This window comes from Brevibacterium sp. W7.2 (genome assembly GCF_018137945.1).
GTDB classification, from domain to species: Bacteria; Actinomycetota; Actinomycetes; order Actinomycetales; family Brevibacteriaceae; genus Brevibacterium; species Brevibacterium sanguinis.
On sequence record NZ_CP073089.1, the window covers coordinates 2795270 to 2814076 of the forward strand.

Below are 18807 nucleotides of genomic sequence, written 5' to 3' on the forward strand. Positions count from 1 at the left end.
GTTTCCGCAGGGCGGGCTTGACGCAGCCTCAGAGGACTGCCATCATGCGCTCGCGCACGATGTCGACGAGCAGCGGCGACGCTGGTGACGTGCCGTGCAGCAGGGGGGCGGCGAGGCGTCCGCCGACGCCGTCGACGAGGCGCGCGGCGAGGTCGTCGAAGTAGCCGGGGGCGAGGAGGAGGTTGGCGACGACGAGGCGCTCACCGAGGTGGCGCTTCTGCTCAACAATGTCGCGGAGATTGTCGCGTTCACCGGCGAGGAACGCCGTCTGCACGGGCCGGCCGAGGCGGTCGGCGAGGAGGTGTCCGACCGCGCGACTCGCGTCGTTGGCGCGCTCGTCGCTCGAGCCGGCCGCGACGAGGACGACTTCGTCGTCGGCGGTCAGGGCCCCCAAGCGCTGTGCGAGGAGTTCCGCGAGCCGCGCGTCGGGCCCGAGGGTGCCGGCGACGCGGATGTCGCGCACCGCCTCGGGGGCGGAGCCGGCACTGTCCGGGGCGGGGCCGCCGGCGGCGGTGACCGCCTCGGCGAGGTCGACGTGGACGTGATACCCCGGGGAGAGGAGAAGGGGGACGAGCACGCTCGGTCGGTCGGCGGGCAGACGGCGGAGCACCTCGGCGACATCCGGGGCCTGCACGTCGACGTGCCCGAGGATGACGGTGTCAGTGATCCCGCGCTGCCGCACGTCGGCGGCGACCGCCTCGGCGAGCGCGGTGATGACGGCCTGCCCTTCGGGGGACGAGGTGCCGTGGGAGATGAGACCGAGCGCAGGGGTGGGCATCGCCTCATCGTGCCAAGCGGGGACTCGCGCGGTCAACGCCGACGTCACACGGCGTCGTCGGCGCACAGTGCCGTCGGCGCACAGTGCCGTGCGGTTGTTGCGTCGGGTCGGACACCGATGTCGCAGAATGCGCACATCGTCGGGCCCGCGGGCGCGGGGTTCCGCGGAGAGAATGGCATCAGTCCCACCCCGTCATCCCACCCGAGGAGTCCCGATGTCCCCCATGCTCACCGCCCCCGGGATGCGCGCCGTCGTCGCCGCGTCCATGCTCGCGCTCAGCCTCGGCCTGACCGGCTGCGGAGCCGGCGGGGATCAGGACGCGCCCGCCGATGGCGCACCGTCCTCGGCGGAGTCGACTGGGGCGGGGTCGACCGCGCCGAGTTCGTCCGAGGCGGGGTCATCCGAGGAGGCGTCGACGGAGGCGGCACCGTCGGAGGATCCCTTCGCCGACTCCGCCCGCGCCCAGTCATGGGCGAGCGACGAGGGGATGGACATCGACGCCGACGGCAACGGCACGATCCCCGCCGCCTCGCTCGAAGCCGATCTCGTCGATCTCTTCAGGAACAAGTTCGACCTCGAGGTCGAGAAGGCCACATGCGACACGGACATGGAGGTCACGGCGTGGAGCGGCTTCGAGCCCTGCGATGTCGTCGTCAAGGACATGACGTACTTCGGCACGGTCGAGCTCATCGACCACAAGGATGCGATGGTGAAGTACGAGGTGCTGTTCCCGGGACTCAACAAGGACGACGTGAGCTTCTAAGCTGGGAGTGGGTCGCGCACGGAGTTTGTTCGAACAACACCGGCATTTGCGAATATAGGCTAGAGTGGCTCCATGTCACGTCAACGGGCGAGCACCGACAAGGTGCACGGACAGATCCGCGCCGACATCCTCGGCGGCGTCTTCGCGCCCGGACAGAAGCTCAAGTTCGCCGATCTCGGGCAGCGCTACGGTGCGAGCGTGAGCGCGATCAGGGAGTGTCTGACGCGGCTGACGGAGCAGCGACTCGTCGTCGCCGAGCCCATGGTCGGCTTCCGCGTCATGCCGCTGACCGCCGAGGATCTCTGCGATCTCACCGACACCCGCATCGACCTCGAAGTCCTCGCTCTGCGCGGGGCGATCGAGCACGGCGGAGTCGACTGGGAATCCGATCTCGTCGCCGCCCATCACCGCCTCGAGCGCACACCGATGACGGCTCCCGACGCGCCGCGGACGATGTCCGATGAGTGGGAGCAGGCGCACACGGCCTTCCACGCGGCCCTGCTGGCCGGATGCCGGCGCCCCCGACTGCTCGCGATGACCGAGTCGCTGCGCGACGCCACCGCCCTCTACCGCCGCTGGGCGGTGCAGCGGGAGCCGAAGCGCGACGGCATCGACGAGCACCGCGCGATCCTCGAGGCGGCGCTGGCCGGCGACGTCGACGCCGCGACCGAGGCGCTGCGCGCGCACTATGCGACGACGGCGGAGATCCTCTCCGAGGGACTGTCATCGCCCCTCCCCCGCACCCAGGGGTGAGAGGCACTGCTGGTTCGGTGCACGGTGTCAGGCGCAAACTTTTCGGGCACAGGAACGGGCGCGTCGCCGGATCCGCGACGCGCCCGCTCGTCAGTTCGCGGGGACGGTCTCCGTCTCGGTGACGACGACGGATTCGCCGTCAGCGGCCCGTGCCTCTGCGGCCTCCGCGGCCTCCGCCTCGGCGCGATTGCGCTGCGACCACACGATGAACGCGGTCGCCGGCACCGCGGCGAGGGCGAGGGAGGCGAGTCCGCTGGCGACGCCGTACTTCTTCGTCAGCCCGAGCGCACCGTCGACGGAGTACTCGCCGGGGCCGGTGAATCCGAGGACCCCGGCACCGGCGGCGTAGAGCAGCGGCAGCTCGTATCGGCCCTTCATCGCCCACAGGCCGTTCTTCGCATTCACCGAGGCGGCCACGGCGAGGGTGCCGCTGACCATCGCCGCACCGAGCGGCGTGCCGGCCCCGAGGAGGAGCATCCCGGAGCCGACGGACTCCGTGGTCGCGGCGAGCTTGACCATCGACTTGCCGGGGACGAAGCCCCACTTCTCGAACATCGGGGCGGTGCCCTCGGGTCCGCCCCCGCCGAAGAGCCCGAAGGCCTTCTGCGAGGCGTGCCCGAGGATGAGTCCGCCGACGACGCCGCGCAAGAGCAGCAGTCCTGTGTTCATGGTGTCTCCTAACGGTTGAGCTGCTGGTGGACAGGTGGTGCGGTCAGCGGGAGAGGATCGCGGCGGCGGCCTCCCGCAGGGCGGCCTCGGGATCGGCGACCATGTCCGGAGCCCGCCACCCGATGTAGCGGTCGGGCCGGACGAGCACGGCGCCGCCGTCGCCGACCTCGCGCGCCTTCGCCCAGGCGCCGTAGGCGTCGTCGATGTCCTCACCGCGACCGATCGACCGGGTGCGCAGCGGGATGCCGAGCTCGGCGGACACCGCCTCGGCGGCGTCCTCCCATGCCTTGCCGCCGATCCCGGTGAGCAGGGTGAACTCCCCGCCGCCGGTGAGGTCGAGGGTCGAGACCTTCCGCCCGTCCGCCACGACCCACACGTGCGGCAGGTAGGCACCCGGCCACGTCGTCGGCTGGTAGTAGAGCTCGGCATCGCGGGTGTAGGCGGGCATCGGCTCACCATCGGTGACGGCCGCCGTCGACACGTAGCGCTGACCGAGCTCCACACCGTGGGCGTTGAAGTGGTACTCGTTCTGCGCGAGCACATCGTCGAGGTGACTGCGGCTCGCCGCCCCGGCCGGGGTGTCGCTGAAGAACTCGTCGAGCGCGGCCTGCCCTTCGGCATCGGTCTGCCCGATCCGGCAGCCGAAGGCCGAGGGCACCTGCCCGAAGGCCTGCACACTGGCCAGGGCCCGGTCGACGACCTGGCGCCCGACGGGCCGGCGTTCGGCGTCATACGTGTCGAGCAGGTCCGGTCCGGCGAGGCCGGTGACGACGTGCGCGAGCTTCCAGGCGATGTTGTACCCGTCCTGCACCGAGGTGTTGCTTCCGAGGCCGTTGGCCGGCGGGTGCCGGTGGGCGGCGTCCCCGGCGAGGAAGACGCGCCCTTGGCGGTAGGTCGATGCGACGAGGTGGTTCATCTGCCATTCGCTCACCCCTTTGATCCGCACGTCGACGCTGGGATCGCCGATGACCTTGCCGATGCGCTCCTGCAGTCCGTCCTCGCTCGTGTCGATCGTCTCCGTTTCGGGGTCGTAGACGACGATGAGCACCCATTCGGTCCACGGCCGCACGGTGACGAAGGTGCCGGCCCCGAGCCAGAAGTCGCGGCCGGGCTGGATCGTGAAGAAGAGCGCTCCGGGGCGGTGTGCGCGATACTTCTCGAGGTCGGCTTCGATCCAGATGTTGATCGCCGAGCCGAGACCGGTCTCCCCGTCGAAGGGGAAGCCGAGCTCCTCGGCGATGAGGCTGCGACCGCCGTCGGCGGCGACGACGTACTGTGCCCGCACGAGGTAGTGCTCACCGGTCGCACGATCGAGCATCTCGGCCTCGACGTGGTCGGCGGTCTGGCTGATCGCGACGAGTTCGGTGGAGAACCGCAGGTCGCCGCCGAGGTCCTCGGCACGCCGGCGCAGGATCGGCTCGAGGTCGTGCTGGCCGATGTTGCACATCGAGCTCGGGCTGGCGTTGGCATAGTCGGCGCGACGTGCCGGTCCGCTCCCCCATGCGTCCATCCGGGCGAGCTCGCGGCCGGCGACGCTCGTGGCGAAGACGTTCGTGCCCATGCCGTCGCCGGGGAGGGAGGCGGCGAGCACCTCGTCCTCGATGCCGAGGTCGCGGAAGATCTCCATCGCCCGCTGATTGGTGATGTGGGCCCGCGGGGTGTGCGCGGTGCTCGGGAACTTGCTCACGGTGATGGCGTCGATGCCGTCCCTGGCCAGGCACGCAGCGGCGCTGAGTCCGGCAGGGCCGGCGCCGACGACGAGGACGTCGGTGGTCTCGATTCGCATAGTGGTCGTCTCCTGCCGCTCAGATCGTGTGCATCGCGGAGTCGACGACGAGGTTGGCGGCGTTGATGCCGCGGTTGTCCATGAGCGCGAAGGACGCGTCGACGATGTTGTCCGGGGTGGGCAGGCGCTTGCCGGGGGTGCGCTGGCGCGCGGCCTCATAGGCTTCGGCGCGCACGGGGTCCGCGTTGTCGACGGCGTCCGTGCCGCCGACGACCCCGGGGGTGATGACGTTGACGCGCACCGGTGCGATCTGCACGGCCAGGGAGGTGGCGAGGCCGACGACGCCGGCGTTGGCCATGGAGATCGTCGTCGAACCCGGGAACGGCCGCCACATCGACAGGCCGCTGAACATGAGGACGGATCCGTCGGCGGCGAGCTTCGGCAGCGCGTAGTGGACGCTCGTCGCATAGCCGACGTTCTTCATCAGCGAGGTGTGGGCGCTGTCGTCGGGGCGGAAGTCCCTGATGTCGTTGTTGTCGCGGTCGAGGGCGACGAGGACGAGGTGGTCGATCGGCCCGTCGACGGAGTCGAAGAAGGCCTGGAGCGACGCCCAGTCGGTGAGGTCGCAGACACCGTGGCTCGCGTTCTCCCCGAGTTCGGCCGCGCGTTCCGCGTTGCGCTGCGGGTCCCGGCCGGTCACCGTGACCCGGTCCCCGCGGGCCACGGCGGCGCGGGCGATCTCGAGTCCGAGGCCGCGGGTGCCGCCGATGACGACGATGTGCTCATTGGTGGTGCTCTCCGGCATGATGCCCTCCTGAGTCGACTGCGTTGTCGCGTGACATCAGTTCTACACGAGAACTTTCGAAGCCTCAAGATTTTTTCGAATATTCTCATGAGAGGTGGAGGCGGCGTGGGTTCGGCAGGGGATCGCTGCCCGACTCAGGAGGGAGTCGCGGCGTCCGCAGTGTCAGCGGATCCCGGAGGGTTCGCGGCGTCCCACCAGTCGAGGACGCGCAGGGCCTGGAGGGTCACCCACTTCGACGGTTCGCCCGCGGGGACGTCGACGTGGAACCAGACGTCGCCGGCCAGCCGGTGTCCCATCAGCCATGCGCCGTCGGCCTGGCGCTGATCCCGGATGCGTTCGATCGCGTCGGCCAGACGCGGATCCGGCCGCCTCCCGTCGGTGAGCGCGGCGTCGCGGAAGTAGTCCGCGGCGGCGAGGATGCTGTAGTGCCAGCGCCTGGGGTGCGCGAAACTGAACGCGTTCATCGAGAATGGCTCGCCGGTGCTCAGGCGCCGATAGAGCCCCCGCGTCAGCAGATACTCCTCCCCCGCGGCACGCGCCAGCGCGACCCGAGCGCCGTCGCCGGTGCGCTGCTGATAGTCGAGAAGAGCGCCGAGGGCGTTGAGGGTCGAGTGGAAGGACGACCGGGTCGAGCCTTCGACCCATTCGCAGTTCCAGCCGCCGTCGTCGAGCTGGTGGTCGAGGAACCACTGGGCGATCCCGTCGACGTCGGCGCCGAGCCACAGGCCGTTCGACAGGGTCCACGCATTGATGCACACGTCGACCTCCCCACCCCAGTAGGGCAGGTCCTTGAACTCCCACCGCACGGGCGCGAGCTTCTCCGCGGTCCCGGCGAGCACCTCGGCGTCGATGCCCCATTCGCGCAGGTCCTTGAGCGCCCACGTCGTCGCCGTCCACGGCTGCTCACCCTCCCAGCTGAAGTCGGCGGGGAAGAACGGACCCCCGGCCCACTGGCCGTCGGGGTCCTGCCGCGCGAGCAGGTCGCGCCCGAACCCCTCGGTGGCGACCGTGGCCCGGGTGGCCTGCCAGGTGTCCTCGTCGGCCCCGAGGAGGTCGCGCTCGACCTGCCAGCGCAGCGCCGGATCGGAGTCGAGCAGCCAGTCCCTCATACGTGTGTCGATCATCGTCGATCTCCTCCACAGTCGGCTCGGAGCCCACTCATGACGCGAGTTCCGCTCACGGCCACCAGCCTAGTCCCGGTCGCCCCTGACGTCACGGGTCTGTGCGCGCGACATCGGCGGCGAGCATCCCCGGCCACTCAGCGAGGTCGGCCGGTGTCCGGGTCATCGGAAAGCTGACAGTGTCGTGGTCCGTGCCAGTTCCAGCCCTTCGCGCAAGGGTCGCTGTCGATGCTCCGCTGAGAGGATCTCCACTCCCCACGGGCCAGCGAAGCCGATGGCACGCATCGTCTCGACAAAGCCGGCCACGTCCTGCACCCCCTCCCCGATGAGTCTGCGGTTGTCCCGGGTGTCTTCGAAGAGTGTGCCGACCACCTCGGCGTCTGCGTCGCAGAGTTCGACACCGAACACAACGTCAGCGTTCACACTCTCAGACAACTCGGCAAACGACGTTCCCGCACGGAACACATGCCAGAAATCGATGATGAGACCAGCGGCCGGGTGCGCGACTTGATCGATGAGCTGAGCACCCTGCGGGACCGTTGCGATCATTCCGAACGGGAAGGGCTCCAATGCCACGCGTGTTCCGTGCGCTTCGGCTTCGATCGCCAGACGCCGGAGGGCCTTGACGAACGGTTCGAGGTCATCGACCTGCGGTGCTATCGCGGTCGCGATTTTGATGAACGACGCACCGAGAGACTGCGCAGCGTCGAGCAGATCATCCCAGTCCCGCCGCCAAGCCCCATCGTCGGTCCACCATCCGGAGCACAACTCGACTTCGACGTGCGTCAGCTCCGACGATCTGATGTCGTCAGCCAAACGGTCGTAGCCGATGGAAGCCCGCACACGGCGCAGATCGTCGAGAACGAAGCCCAGGCCCGCCCATCCAGATGCCGACACCTCACGGACACGCGTCTGGGCATCGTATGGGCTCAGTTCGGATGCGCGCAGCGGTGCAGTGTCTCCGGCGCTGGTCCAACACGAGGCGATCAACGCAGGTTCGGTCATGACTCGTCTCTCAGCTTCTTCCAACCCCGGAAGTCATAGGCCATTCCCGACTCGATCCCCTCTTCCATCGTCTCCAATGAGATGCCCCGTGTTTCGGGAACCTGGGTGGCGACGAAGATCAGGGCAATGACACCGACCCCGGCGAACACGAAGAACACTCCTGAAATGCCGATCGCAGCGACCATAGAGGGAAAGACCAGAGCGATAACCCCGTTCATCCCCCACCCGAAGAGCTGCGAGATGCCGATGCCGACGCCTCTCATGGGCAGAGGGAACACCTCGGCCAGCCATACCCAGACCGCAACGTTCAGGAAAGTCTGCATCGAAGCGACGAAGCCGACGATGAGGGCGAGGATCACCCAAGCACGGAGGGGGTTGTCTTCAGACATGTACATCGAGCACAGTCCGATGAGCAGATGGAAGGTCGTCGTGAGCGTGAGTCCGATGAGGAAGGTCGTGCGGCGGTCGACTCGGTCCATCATGTACAGCGCGACGAATCCTCCGATCACTGCCACGACTCCGGGGGCGATGTTCGCGATGAGGGCCGCATTCGCCGCGAAACCGGACTCGATGAGGACGATCTGTCCGTAGTACATGATCGAGTTGATGCCGGTCAGCTGCTGGCACACGGCGACACCGATGCCGACGAGAACGATCCTGATCAGCCACTTGTTGAAGACGAATTTCCGGTAACCGACTCGTTGGTCACCGGTGGTGGCTTCGGCAACCTGCTCCACAGCACCGAGTTCCGCGACGGCACGCTCTTCGGTACGCACGGTTCGCAGCACAGCCAACGCCTCTTCGTGTCGGTCGTGTTCGACAAGCCATCGCGGCGACTCCGGCATCCGCAGCATTCCGATGAACAGGCAGATCGCCGGCAGCGCGCAGACGGCGAACATCACGCGCCAGATGCCGTCGATGTGTCCCCAAACATTGCCGATGATGGCGTTGACGACGAAGGCTGCCAGCTGGCCGGAGACAATCGCGACTTCGTTGCGTCCGCTGATCGAGCCACGGATCTCGTAGGGTGCAAGTTCGGAGAGGTAGACGGGAACCACGATCGACGCACCGCCGACTGCCAGACCGAGCATGATTCGCCCGGCGACGAGCACCTCCAGGTTCGGCGCGAAGACAACGACAAGTGTTCCGAAGAAGAACAGACCCGACAGCATGAGGATAGTCCGCCGGCGCCCGATCATGTCACAGATCTTTCCGCACGACACCGCGCCGACAGCGGCAGCGAAGACGAGGGAGCTCGTCACCACTCCCTCGCTGACCGCTGTCAGACCCAGTTCCTGGGACATCGGGCGGAGAGCACCGTTGATGACACCGGTGTCATAACCGAAGAGCAATCCTCCGAAACACGCGATGATCGAAATCAGACCGATCCGCTTCCGGTGAGGACCGGTCTTGGGCATTGTCGGCAGCGCCGAGTCGTTCGATATTACTGAGTTGGCAACCATGGTGGTCTCCTATGCTGGGTGCTTCTTTGCACTGCGGGTTGCGCCTGAGCGCTGACCCGGGTCGGCGCTCAGGCGCCGCGGTCGATCTTGACTGCACGTCCTTCCCTCGCTGAAAGTTCTGCGGCATTGGCGAGGACGAGCGCCTCCCGGCCGTCGGCGAACGTCGAACATCTCGAGGCTTCTCCACGAACCAGCTTGCAGAACTCGCGAAGCTCGTCGACGTAGGCCTCGGCATAGCGTTCGAGGAAGAAGTGTTGGAACGGGGCTCCCGCCTGTACCGCCGAGGAGTTCGAGTACCTGAGGAGGCTCGTTCCGGCGTTGCCGACTTCGAGCATTCCCCGGCCGCCGAAGACCTCGATGCGCTGGTCGTAGCCGATCGCGCTGTGCCGCGAGTTCGCAATCGTGATCTGGGCGCCCCCAGCCGTGCGCATGAGCACCGTAGCGGTGTCGAAGTCGCTGAGCTCGGCTGCTCCTTCGTCGAACATCTGAGACCCGGTGGCGAACACCTCGACGATGTCGGGCGCGAAGAACCGCGCCATGTCGAAGTCGTGGATGGTCTGATCGCGAAACATTCCTCCGGTCGTCCGAAGGTTCTCGATCGTCGGTGGGGCCGGGTCACGACTGATGATCATGAGCTGTTCGAGGTCGCCGACGTCACCGGCCAGAAGGCGCTCCCTTGCGGCGGCGAAGCTGCGATCGAATCGCCGGTTGAAGCCCACGGCGAAGGGGACGTCGGATTCCTCGACCATCGGAGCCAACTCGTCGACTCGCTCGATGTCGAGATCGATGGGCTTCTCACACAGGATGGGGATCTTCGCCTTGATGGCCTCGGCGATGAGGCCGGCATGAGTCGAAGTGGGGGAGGCGACGATCACGGCGTCGATTTCGCCTGAATCGAACGCCCGGCGGGGCTCCGCCGAGGCGGAGGCCCCGTGCTCGGCGGCGATCCGCTCGGCACCTGCGAGGTGGGGGTCGACGACCCAGGTCAGGACGGTTTCCGGCAGTGCTGCGATGCTGGCGGCGTGGACCTTGCCGATGCGTCCGGTTCCGATCAGGCCGAAGCGAAGCTGTTCGCTGGACATTGGTGGGTTCTCCTTGTGGTGGAAAAGGGTTGCATGGACGGAGAGGGAGGCACAGTGGATTCGTCACCACTCGATTCGGGTCGGTCGTCCCGTGCGCGCGGACTCCTCTGCCGCCATGGCCAGTCGAGCGGCGACGATTCCCGCCGATGGCGGAGTGAGCGAGTCCGTTTCCCCTCGCACCATGGCGAGGAAGTGCCTGATCTCACCACGGAATGTCGCCGCGAAGCGATCCATGAAGTCTTCGTACGTGGTCACCGCGGGTGCTGTGCCGGATTCGAGAGGTTCAACCGGTGTATGGTCATCGACACCAGCGGAGAACGCCGCGTCGCTGCCGTAGACCGATGTGGCGACGTCCTGTCCTGACGCCACATTGCGCCCGCCGCTGACAAGCGCCTGGCTTCCTGAGGCGAACGTGATCACCGCCGATGCGGTGTCGAAATCGTCGCAATCTGAGTAGACCTCGGCATCGAGGACGCCCCCGGTGGCGTAGACGGACACAGGCCGGTCGTCGAGAAGCCAGGGAATGGTGTCGAAGTCATGGATGAGGAGGTCACGCCATATGCCCCCTGAATGCGGGATGTAGTCGGGATCAACGTGTCGGTGGTCATGGTTTACGGCGTGAATCAGGCGGATCGGGCCCATGGAGCCGCTGCGGATGCGCTGCCGCAGCCTCTGATGACCCTCGTCGTATCGCCGGTGGAACGCGACCATGATCGGCACTCCGTGCGACTCGAGCTGTTCAGACAGCTGGGGGATCTCAGCCAGGTCGAGACTCAGAGGCTTCTCGACGAGGCAGGGTACGCCATGCTCGACGGCATACCGAGTCAGGTCCGGATGCGTACCGGTCGAGGTCGAGATGATCACTCCGTCAAGACCATCGGCCCACGCGTCTGACAGCGTCCGCATGGAGATCTTCGGTTCCGCTTCGACCTCGCTTTCAGCCGAGAGCGAGACGGTGAGCGACTTCCGCGTTGCGTCGAGCCGGTCCACGCTGCGGCCGATGAGCACCAGCTCAGCGTCGGGGGCTTCCAGGACGACGTTGCGCGCGTGGAGCTGTCCGATCCGACCGAGTCCGACGACCCCGATGCGCATGCTCATCGGACTTCCCTCACGATCGATCGAAGATAGTCAAGGCTCTCCCGCGCCTGCGTCATCGGCCCGTCGCCCGCTTCTGGGTCGGCAACGACGACGGTGTCCTGTTCGAGAGTGAACCACCCGTCGAAGCCGGCTTTGACCAGAGTGGTCACGATCGCACGAATGTCGATATCTCCTTGGCCCAGCGGCCTGTACATTCCACCGACGACCGCGTCGTAGTATGTCGAGTCCCCGGCGCGCACCTGTCGGGCGTGGGAGAGCGAGACGTCCTTGAGGTGAACGTGGGAGATCCGTTCGGGATGGTCCTTGACGAAGGCCAGCGGGTCGATGCCCCCAATGAACATGTGTCCGGTGTCGAAGCAGATGTCGACGGCGCTGCCGTTGAGGACGTGATCGACATCGTCCGCAGTCTCCACCATCGTCCCTACGTGAGGATGAAGTGCAACCCTGACGCCATCTGCGGCCGCTCGCGAGACGATTCTGTCGATGTTTGCGCACAGGGTCTGCCACCCGTCGTCATCAAGGGGCGGCCTGACGTGATCGTAGCCGTCGATTCCGGTGGCCGCCGCGAGGACGAGGGTATCCGCTCCGGCAGCGACGAACGAACGCAGTTCCGCTTCGATCTGCGGGAGAGGATCAACCTCCGGGTCGTGGATGACTGCCGGGACGAAGCCTCCGACCGAACGCATGGAATGACGATTCAGGAGCTCTGCTCTGGTCTCGGGATCGACTGGCAGGAAGCCCTCCGGCCCGAACTCAGTGGCGTCGAATCCGAGCTCCTGCATCTCCGTGAGCACCCTGTCGGGCGCGAGTTGATAGCCCCACCCGGGGACCTCGCAGACTCCCCAGGAGATCGGGGCAGCTGCAATCCTGACATCGGCCATCATCGGACTCCGTTCTGTGTGAGGGGACCGCCGAAGCTGAGGTCGGCGGCGTTGACCACTGCAGTTGGACGTCCACCCTCGAGCACGTTCCTCACTGCCTGTGCCGCAGCGACGAAGGTCGCGCGACTCGATTTTGTCGTCAACCCCATGACATGTGGGGTGAGCACCGTTCGGGGATGCTGGTAGAGGGGATGCGGTCGGGGCGGCTCCGGGTCGAACGAGTCCAAGCCGACTCCGGCGAGTCTCCCCGATTCGAGACCCTCCAGCGCCGCGTCTTCGTCCACGAGTCCGCCGCGGCTGGTGTTGACGAGAATCGTGCCCGGCTTCATCTGTTCGATCATTCGGGCATTGACCATGTGCCGAGTGCTCTCGGTCAATGGCACATGCAGGGAGATGACATCGGAGCCCCGAACGATCTCCTCGAACGTGTCCACACGATTGGCGGAAGGAACCTCGGCGATCGGATCGTAGATGCTCACGGTCATTCCGAAAGCCTCGGCGAGTGCCTTCACGCGCTTCCCGATATTCCCGAAGCCGACAAGACCCAGGCTCGCCCCATCGAGATCACCGACGGGCACCTCCGTGCGGGCCGACCATTGGTCGGAGCGCACAAGGTCGGTCAGCTGCCCGAGCGACTTCACCAGATGGAGGATGTGGGCGAGCGCTCCCTCAGCGACGGCGGTGGAGTTCACACCCGGCGTCACGGCTACCGGGATGCCCCTGTGACTGGCGGCAGCGATATCGATGTCGTCGACCCCGACCCCGGTGCGGGCGATGACTCTGAGTTCGGGCATGTCATCGAGTTCGGCTGGCCCCACCCTGACTGCGGCCCGGACGATGGCTCCTGCAGCTCGCCGGAGTTCGGCATCGTCGGGGGTCGGAACGAATCGCACTCCCGGTCCGAGCACGGGTGCGACAACATCGCTCGGGACCGGCCCCAGGCCGACGACGGTCATCGTCTCAGTCATGGGTCACCGCCGTCTCCGAAGTTGCCCATCCCTGCTTCACGGCCGCCGAGGTACCTTCGACCTGCTCGACAGACTGCCAGTTCTCGTCGGCGATAGCTTGCTCACCTGCGTAGACGACCCTATTGGCCGCCAACGCGTCATGGACGTCGGCATGTGCGGAATCTGCTCCGATATGGGCAAGCAGAAACTTCTTCGCCTCGATGACCTTGAGATCGTCGTAGCCCATCGAGGTGCCGGCCCCGGGCTGAAATTTCGAGAAGTCTCCGAATTCCGGGCCGGCCATGATCCGCGTGAAGCCGACATGGGGTCCGCGATATCCCAGAGCCAGTTCGAGCTCGTTCATCCTCTCGAAGTTCCACCGCAGAGAACCCTCGGTCCCGTAGACCTCGAAAGAGTACTCAGCACGAGGTCCGACGCTCACGCGTGACGCTTCGAGAGTGCCGACGGCTCCTGCGCCCTGGGCATCGGGGCCGAACTGCACGAGCAGTCCCGCGTAATCCTCGTTCTCCACGGGGGCCATCTCCCCACCTTCGACGACGGAGAAATGCGTGCCGCTGCCCATTTCGAGTTTGGGCCGTTCGGCGTAGGCGGTGTTCGACACCCCTGTGACTCGGTCGATGGGACCGACGACGTAGTGAGCGAGATCGGTCAAGTGACCGAGCAGGTCGCCGAGCACGCCCGAACCGGCGAGTCTGCGCACGAAACGCCATGACAGTGCGCCGTTGGGTTCAGAAGAGTAGTCGGCGAAGAATGCTCCCCGTACATTGATGATCCGACCGAGCTGACCTTCGGCGATGATCCGACGGGCATATTCGATGGCAGGAGCATTGCGATAATTGAAGCCGACGGCGGTGACGATGCCCGCATCGTCTGCGGCCTGCGCCACCGTTTCCGTCTCTTCGGCGGACCGACCCACCGGCTTCTCGATCCACAGGGACTTGCCTGCTCTGGCGACAGCTGTGCCGATCTCCTCGTGTAGGAAGTTCGGTGCACAGACGGAGACAACGTCGACGTCGGGATGTTCCAGGACCTCGTGATAATCCGTTGTGGCGGACTCATAGCCGAGCACATCGACGGCGTAGTCGGCGCGGTCCCGGTTTGTGTCGGCGGCGATGACGAGGCGCGGCCTGATGCCGAGTTCGGGGTAGACGACCGAAAGACTGGAGTAGGCGCGGCTGTGGAGCTGACCCATCCAGCCGACGCTGATGAGTCCGACGCCGATTTCGTGCTGTGGAGTGTACATGGTGCTCAAGGCAGTTCCTTAGGTAGCAGAGTGAGGTTGACGTAGGTGCGGCTCAGGGTCTCAACACTGAGACGAGGTTCTGAGCTGCGGCGGCCAGGAGAGTGGAATCCGAGCCCACCGGCAGGAAGCTGAATCCCTGATCTGCTCGCATGGCAGCCGCGTCGGCATCGGCGCAGAGGATTCCTGCGGCAGTGCCATGTCGTCGCGCGGCGGTCACGACGGCCGACAGCGCCTCCTGGAACTCGGGTGCGTCGAAGTCCAAGGGAACTCCCAGGGCGTAGGAGAGATCGAGCGGACCGACGAAGACCACGTCGACGTCCGGATGCGCGGCGATCGCGTCGACATCGGCGAGTGCCCCGACGGTTTCGATTTGGACGATGGTGAGGACATCGCCGTTCGCCGCCGACAACGCTTCTCGGTCCATTCCCCAACGGACCGACCGGTTGTACGTGGCCACTCCCCTATCTCCTGTGGGCGGATAGTGCAGGTGCGGGATGATCGCTTCGACCTCCTCGGCAGAGTCGACTCGGGGAAGCATGACACCTGCGGCTCCGGCATCGAGGACCCGACCGATCCTGATTCGGTCAGGCGTCTCAACACGAACCAGCACTGGAGTGCCGTAGGCTCCTGCCGTGCTCACGGCATCGCCGACAGATCGTTCGTCTCCGCCCCCGTGCTCGAGATCGATGAGCACCCAGTCGAGCCCTGACGCCGCCAGCACTTCCACGGCCATAGCCGATCCCAAGCCTGCAAAGGATCCCAGAGTCGTCTCCCCCTTGCGGATGCGGCCGGCGAGTGCTCCCTGATCGAGTGGTGTCCGGAACGTGCTCACACGTGCCATCGCTGCTTCTCCAATCCCTGTTCGTAGTCGGCTCGGAGTTCATGCACTCCTGCCTGTTCGGCGACTTCGGCGGGAGCGACGTCCCAGAACACTTCCGACCCGGGCAGATCAACCAGGGGAATCGTCGGAACGACGATGGCGACAGGACCGCGTGCCGAACGGGTCCGTTCGAGGACATCGCGCACCTCATCTGAGGTCTCGACTCTGTAGGTCTGAGCGCCGAGACCCTCGGCGATCTCCCGCAGGTCGATGCGTAGGTAATCTCCGGACAGTCTGCGGTCCTCATCGTTGCGGTATCGGAAGTCGTTGCCGAACTGCTCGCCGAACTTCATCATCTGCAGGCGCCTGATCACCTGGAATCCGTGGTTTTCGGAGATCACGTAGGTGATGTCGAGGCGTTCCTGGGCAGCCGTGAGGATCTCCGTGGGGTTCATGAGGAACGTGCCGTCGCCGATGAAGACCGTGACCCGCCCGGTACTCTGCGGATCAGCGAGGCGGACACCGATGCCGGCTGGGATCTCGTATCCCATGCAGGAGAATCCGAATTCCAGGTGACAACGGCGATCATCCGTGGCGTCCCAGACTTTGAGGAGGTCACCGGGCGGACCTCCGGCTGCGGCGATGATGGTGTCTCCGGGACGGGCGTGGTCCTGAAGAAGACCGATTAGCTGGCCCTGGGTGATTACGGCGTCCGTGTCGGGAATGTTGGGGTGGGCGTGCTCAGCTGCATCCTTGTCGAACTGCGTGTCGGGGTCGAGGGCGGCCTGGCGGATCGGAGCCCACCGATCCTTGTGTGCAGCGATCTCGTCTGCCCACGATCCGCTGACCCGATAGCCGCCTAGGGATTCTGCGAGCGCATCGATGCCGAGGCGGGCATCTGCCACGACGGCGGCAGCACCCTGCTTGATCGCGTCGAGTTCTGCGATGTTGATCGACGCGAAGCGCACTTCGGGGTTCGCGAAAATCGTCTGCGATCCCGTTGCGAAGTCAGTCAGCCGAGTGCCCACGCTGATAATGAGATCGGACTGTGCGACGAGCCGATTCGTTGCAGGGTTCCCCTCCAGTCCGATCCCGCCGAGCGCCCACGGTGCCGCCCTCTGCACGGCTCCCTTGCCGCCGAACGTCTCCGCAACAGGGATTCCCGTCGCGTCGGAGAATCGGGCCAGAGCTGTCTGCGCCTGCGAGTAGAGAACCCCTCCCCCAGCGATGATGAGCGGCTTGGTCGAGGAGGCGACGAGTCCTGCGACTTCTGCGATGTCAGTCGGCTGAGGGATGGTGCGTCGGATCTCCCAATCCCGGGGAGAGAACATCTCCAACGGGTAGTCGAAGGCGTGGGATTGGACGTCCTGAGGCAATGAGAGAACGACAGCGCCGGTCTCGACAGGGTTGGCGAGCACACGGAATGCCTTGGGCAATGCGGTGACGAGCTGTTCGGGACGTGTGATGCGGTCGAAGAATGTCGACACCGGCCGAAACGCGTCGTTGACGCTCAAGCTGGGATCCTGCGGGTTCTCGAGCTCCTGAAGCACGGGCCCCTGTCGTCTGGTGGCGTAGGTGTCTCCGGGGAGCAGAAGCAGCGGCAGTCGATTGACTGTCGCGGTCGCGGCGGCTGTCACAAGATTCATAGCGCCCGGGCCGATTGAGGCAGTGACCGCCAATGTCTGAAGGCGACTGCTGGCTTTCGCGAGGGCAGTGCCGGCGTGGCCGAGCGCCTGCTCGTTGCGTCCCTGGATGAACGGCATGTCGTCGGCGTACTGGGCGAATGCCTGACTGAATCCGGCGACATTGCCGTGTCCGAAGATTCCGGCGGCCGCGGGAATGAAGCGCTGTCGATGCTCATCGAGCACAGAATGCTGATTGATGAGGTAGCGGACGACGGCCTGAGCAACGGTCAGTCGCACTGTCGGTTCGTTCTTCATTGGTGCTCCCTGTTGACTCGAATGGTGCTGGGTGATCGGCATGGATTCGCTGTTCGATGGGTCGGGCTACGACCGCCACGGCCGACCGTGGAGGACGACAGTCTTCGCCTCTGTCATCTCTTCGACTGCGGCCCGCGGTCCCTCTTTGCCGATTCCGCTGGCTTTGAGTCCCCCGTATGGCATGAGATCCGCTCGCCAGAGAGGCGTCCAGTTGATGTGGATGCTTCCGGCGTCGACGTCGCGCATGTATCGGATGGCGGCGTCGATGTCATTGGTGAAGATGCCGGCGGATAGGCCGTACTCGGTCGTGTTCGCCAGAGCGATCGCAGTCGCCGTATCAGGTGCATCGGTCACGGCCACAGCGGGTCCGAAGATCTCCTCCTGCGCGAAACGCGAGTGGGGATCGACTCCGCTGACGATCGCCGGCTCGACAATGGCTCCCGATCGATCGCCGCCGAGTTCCAAGGACGCGCCGTCTTCAACGGCGCGCAGAATGGACTCATGGACGCGCGTCGCTTCGCGTTCGGAGATCAGTGTTCCGACTGTTGTCTCAGCCGCGCTCGGATCACCGGTACGATGTTGAGCGACCTCGGCGCGGAGGGCGTCGAGGAAATCGCCGTGCACCGCTTCGTGGACGATGACACGTTGGACCGAGATGCAGACTTGGCCTGCATTCGTGTAGCCGCCGGCGGCGACGGCCGCGGCAGCGAGCGGGATATCCGCATCCGGCAGAACTACGACAGGGGCCGACGAACCCAGCTCGAGCGAGAGCTTCTTCACCCCGGCCACTTCCGCAATATGGCGGCCGATTGCAGTGGATCCCGTGAAGGATACCTTCCTGATCCGCTGGTCCGAAGAAAGCCTGTCGCCGATTTCTCCCCCGGGTCCGGTGAGCACTGAGAGCACTCCTTCCGGAAGTCCCGCATCGACGAAACACTCGGCCAGGGCCAGTGCCGTGAGCGGTGTCGTACTGGCCGGTTTGAGGATGACGGCGTTGCCTGCAGCCAGCGCCGGGGCGATCTTGTGATTGACGAGCAAGGCGGGGTAGTTGAAAGGCGTGATCGCAGCGACGATGCCGACGGGCTGTCGCAGAGTGAAGCCGACCTTGTCGAGCCCGGTTCCGGGATTGGCATCGAGCGGAAGGCTCTCGCCGTAGAGCTGGGTGCCCTCGAACGCGGCCAGTCGGATGATCGATCCCGAACGGCTGGCTTCCCCCTGCGCCTCCTTGAGCGTCTTGCCGTTCTCTGCCGACAGCGTCTGTGCGATCTCCTCGGCTCGTTCGTCGGCCAGGTCCGCAGCGCGCATGAGAATCGAGAAGCGTTCGTGCGCAGGAGTGGCCCGCCACGTCTCAGCCCCGACGACCGCAGCTTCGACAGCCGCATTGACATCGTCGGCGCCGGCGATCGAACACTGCCCCACGACACGGTGATCGTAAGGCGAGACGACGTCGCGCATCGCCCCCGGCCCACTGCCGCGCTGCCACCGTCCACCGATGAGCAACTCATGACGCACCATCGCGTACTCCAAACTTCCAACTCGATTGCATTCCCTCCACTTTGAACCGGTCCAATTCGTTCGCAAGAAGTTCCGCAAGGCATTTTTGGACCGGTCCAATACGGAGACAATGCGAACTTAGTGTGACCCGCCTCATGCTGTCAACCCCCTAGCGCGGATCCGATTTCGCGCTGTCGC

The 18807-nt window shown here is 65.8% G+C and carries 17 protein-coding genes; 2 read left to right on the forward strand and 15 right to left on the reverse strand.

The window, feature by feature from the left end; translation table 11 throughout:
- Nucleotides 1-28: 28 nt before the first annotated feature.
- Nucleotides 29-778 (reverse strand): CbiX/SirB N-terminal domain-containing protein, encoded by a 750-nt coding sequence (locus J9315_RS12610; RefSeq protein WP_211977992.1) that lies wholly within the window; start codon nt 776-778, stop codon nt 29-31.
- 214 nt (nt 779-992) lie between these two features.
- Here J9315_RS12610 and J9315_RS12615 point away from each other — a divergent pair, with 214 nt between their 5' ends.
- Together J9315_RS12615 and J9315_RS12620 are read left to right on the forward strand one after the other, a co-directional pair.
- Nucleotides 993-1541 (forward strand): hypothetical protein, encoded by a 549-nt coding sequence (locus J9315_RS12615; RefSeq protein WP_211977993.1) that lies wholly within the window; start codon nt 993-995, stop codon nt 1539-1541.
- 72 nt (nt 1542-1613) lie between these two features.
- Complete coding sequence (locus J9315_RS12620; protein ID WP_140955532.1) at nt 1614-2294, forward strand: FCD domain-containing protein; 681 nt, start codon at nt 1614-1616, stop codon at nt 2292-2294.
- Nucleotides 2295-2384: 90 nt separating this feature from the next.
- On the opposite strand, the gene J9315_RS12625 is transcribed toward J9315_RS12620, so the two are convergent.
- From J9315_RS12625 to J9315_RS12690, 14 genes are all read right to left on the reverse strand, one after another.
- A complete protein-coding gene (locus J9315_RS12625) occupies nt 2385-2963 on the reverse strand; it encodes a DoxX family protein (protein ID WP_211977994.1) in 579 nt (192 codons plus the stop codon).
- Nucleotides 2964-3006: 43 nt separating this feature from the next.
- The gene (locus tag J9315_RS12630) at nt 3007-4749 is read right to left on the reverse strand and encodes an FAD-dependent monooxygenase (protein ID WP_211977995.1); all 1743 of its coding nucleotides are present in this window, start codon (nt 4747-4749) and stop codon (nt 3007-3009) included.
- A gap of 19 nt (nt 4750-4768) precedes the next feature.
- Nucleotides 4769-5494, reverse strand: a complete 726-nt coding sequence (locus tag J9315_RS12635; RefSeq protein ID WP_211977996.1) for an SDR family oxidoreductase — start codon at nt 5492-5494, stop codon at nt 4769-4771.
- 134 nt (nt 5495-5628) lie between these two features.
- Entirely contained in the window at nt 5629-6618 is a 990-nt protein-coding gene (locus tag J9315_RS12640) for a squalene cyclase (protein WP_211977997.1), read from the reverse strand.
- 159 nt (nt 6619-6777) lie between these two features.
- On the reverse strand, nt 6778-7620 hold the full coding sequence (locus J9315_RS12645) for a sugar phosphate isomerase/epimerase family protein (protein WP_211977998.1): 843 nt from the start codon (nt 7618-7620) through the stop codon (nt 6778-6780).
- A complete protein-coding gene (locus J9315_RS12650) occupies nt 7617-9083 on the reverse strand; it encodes a sugar porter family MFS transporter (RefSeq protein WP_211977999.1) in 1467 nt (488 codons plus the stop codon). Before J9315_RS12650 ends, J9315_RS12645 begins: the two co-directional genes overlap by 4 nt.
- Before the next feature lie 68 nt (nt 9084-9151).
- Nucleotides 9152-10165: an inositol 2-dehydrogenase gene (gene iolG / locus J9315_RS12655; RefSeq protein ID WP_211978000.1), complete on the reverse strand. Its 1014-nt coding sequence runs from the start codon at nt 10163-10165 to the stop codon at nt 9152-9154.
- A 63-nt stretch (nt 10166-10228) separates the two neighbouring features.
- On the reverse strand, nt 10229-11263 hold the full coding sequence (locus J9315_RS12660; protein WP_211978001.1) for a Gfo/Idh/MocA family oxidoreductase: 1035 nt from the start codon (nt 11261-11263) through the stop codon (nt 10229-10231).
- Complete coding sequence (locus tag J9315_RS12665; protein ID WP_344251519.1) at nt 11260-12147, reverse strand: TIM barrel protein; 888 nt, start codon at nt 12145-12147, stop codon at nt 11260-11262. Before J9315_RS12665 ends, J9315_RS12660 begins: the two co-directional genes overlap by 4 nt.
- Nucleotides 12144-13112, reverse strand: a complete 969-nt coding sequence (locus J9315_RS12670) for an NAD(P)-dependent oxidoreductase (protein ID WP_211978002.1) — start codon at nt 13110-13112, stop codon at nt 12144-12146. Before J9315_RS12670 ends, J9315_RS12665 begins: the two co-directional genes overlap by 4 nt.
- Nucleotides 13105-14355 (reverse strand): Gfo/Idh/MocA family oxidoreductase, encoded by a 1251-nt coding sequence (locus J9315_RS12675; RefSeq protein WP_211979314.1) that lies wholly within the window; start codon nt 14353-14355, stop codon nt 13105-13107. Before J9315_RS12675 ends, J9315_RS12670 begins: the two co-directional genes overlap by 8 nt.
- 52 nt (nt 14356-14407) lie before the next feature.
- Nucleotides 14408-15196 (reverse strand): aldolase/citrate lyase family protein, encoded by a 789-nt coding sequence (locus J9315_RS12680; protein ID WP_140955521.1) that lies wholly within the window; start codon nt 15194-15196, stop codon nt 14408-14410.
- Complete coding sequence (gene iolD / locus J9315_RS12685) at nt 15184-17115, reverse strand: 3D-(3,5/4)-trihydroxycyclohexane-1,2-dione acylhydrolase (decyclizing) (RefSeq protein WP_211978003.1); 1932 nt, start codon at nt 17113-17115, stop codon at nt 15184-15186. Before iolD ends, J9315_RS12680 begins: the two co-directional genes overlap by 13 nt.
- Before the next feature lie 66 nt (nt 17116-17181).
- Nucleotides 17182-18642, reverse strand: coding sequence for an aldehyde dehydrogenase family protein (locus J9315_RS12690; protein WP_249120899.1), 1461 nt, complete (start codon nt 18640-18642; stop codon nt 17182-17184).
- Nucleotides 18643-18807 lie beyond the last annotated feature (165 nt).

What these genes read in the sequence shown, in the direction of transcription:
- J9315_RS12610 (WP_211977992.1), bottom strand. Translation starts at nt 778, where the DNA reads ATGCCCACCCCTGCGCTCGGTCTCATCTCCCACGGCACCTCGTCCCCC.
- J9315_RS12615 (WP_211977993.1), top strand. Translation starts at nt 993, where the DNA reads ATGTCCCCCATGCTCACCGCCCCCGGGATGCGCGCCGTCGTCGCCGCG.
- J9315_RS12620 (WP_140955532.1), top strand. Translation starts at nt 1,614, where the DNA reads ATGTCACGTCAACGGGCGAGCACCGACAAGGTGCACGGACAGATCCGC.
- J9315_RS12625 (WP_211977994.1), bottom strand. Translation starts at nt 2,963, where the DNA reads ATGAACACAGGACTGCTGCTCTTGCGCGGCGTCGTCGGCGGACTCATC.
- J9315_RS12630 (WP_211977995.1), bottom strand. Translation starts at nt 4,749, where the DNA reads ATGCGAATCGAGACCACCGACGTCCTCGTCGTCGGCGCCGGCCCTGCC.
- J9315_RS12635 (WP_211977996.1), bottom strand. Translation starts at nt 5,494, where the DNA reads ATGCCGGAGAGCACCACCAATGAGCACATCGTCGTCATCGGCGGCACC.
- J9315_RS12640 (WP_211977997.1), bottom strand. Translation starts at nt 6,618, where the DNA reads ATGATCGACACACGTATGAGGGACTGGCTGCTCGACTCCGATCCGGCG.
- J9315_RS12645 (WP_211977998.1), bottom strand. Translation starts at nt 7,620, where the DNA reads ATGACCGAACCTGCGTTGATCGCCTCGTGTTGGACCAGCGCCGGAGAC.
- J9315_RS12650 (WP_211977999.1), bottom strand. Translation starts at nt 9,083, where the DNA reads ATGGTTGCCAACTCAGTAATATCGAACGACTCGGCGCTGCCGACAATG.
- iolG (WP_211978000.1), bottom strand. Translation starts at nt 10,165, where the DNA reads ATGTCCAGCGAACAGCTTCGCTTCGGCCTGATCGGAACCGGACGCATC.
- J9315_RS12660 (WP_211978001.1), bottom strand. Translation starts at nt 11,263, where the DNA reads ATGAGCATGCGCATCGGGGTCGTCGGACTCGGTCGGATCGGACAGCTC.
- J9315_RS12665 (WP_344251519.1), bottom strand. Translation starts at nt 12,147, where the DNA reads ATGATGGCCGATGTCAGGATTGCAGCTGCCCCGATCTCCTGGGGAGTC.
- J9315_RS12670 (WP_211978002.1), bottom strand. Translation starts at nt 13,112, where the DNA reads ATGACTGAGACGATGACCGTCGTCGGCCTGGGGCCGGTCCCGAGCGAT.
- J9315_RS12675 (WP_211979314.1), bottom strand. Translation starts at nt 14,355, where the DNA reads ATGTACACTCCACAGCACGAAATCGGCGTCGGACTCATCAGCGTCGGC.
- J9315_RS12680 (WP_140955521.1), bottom strand. Translation starts at nt 15,196, where the DNA reads ATGGCACGTGTGAGCACGTTCCGGACACCACTCGATCAGGGAGCACTC.
- iolD (WP_211978003.1), bottom strand. Translation starts at nt 17,115, where the DNA reads ATGAAGAACGAACCGACAGTGCGACTGACCGTTGCTCAGGCCGTCGTC.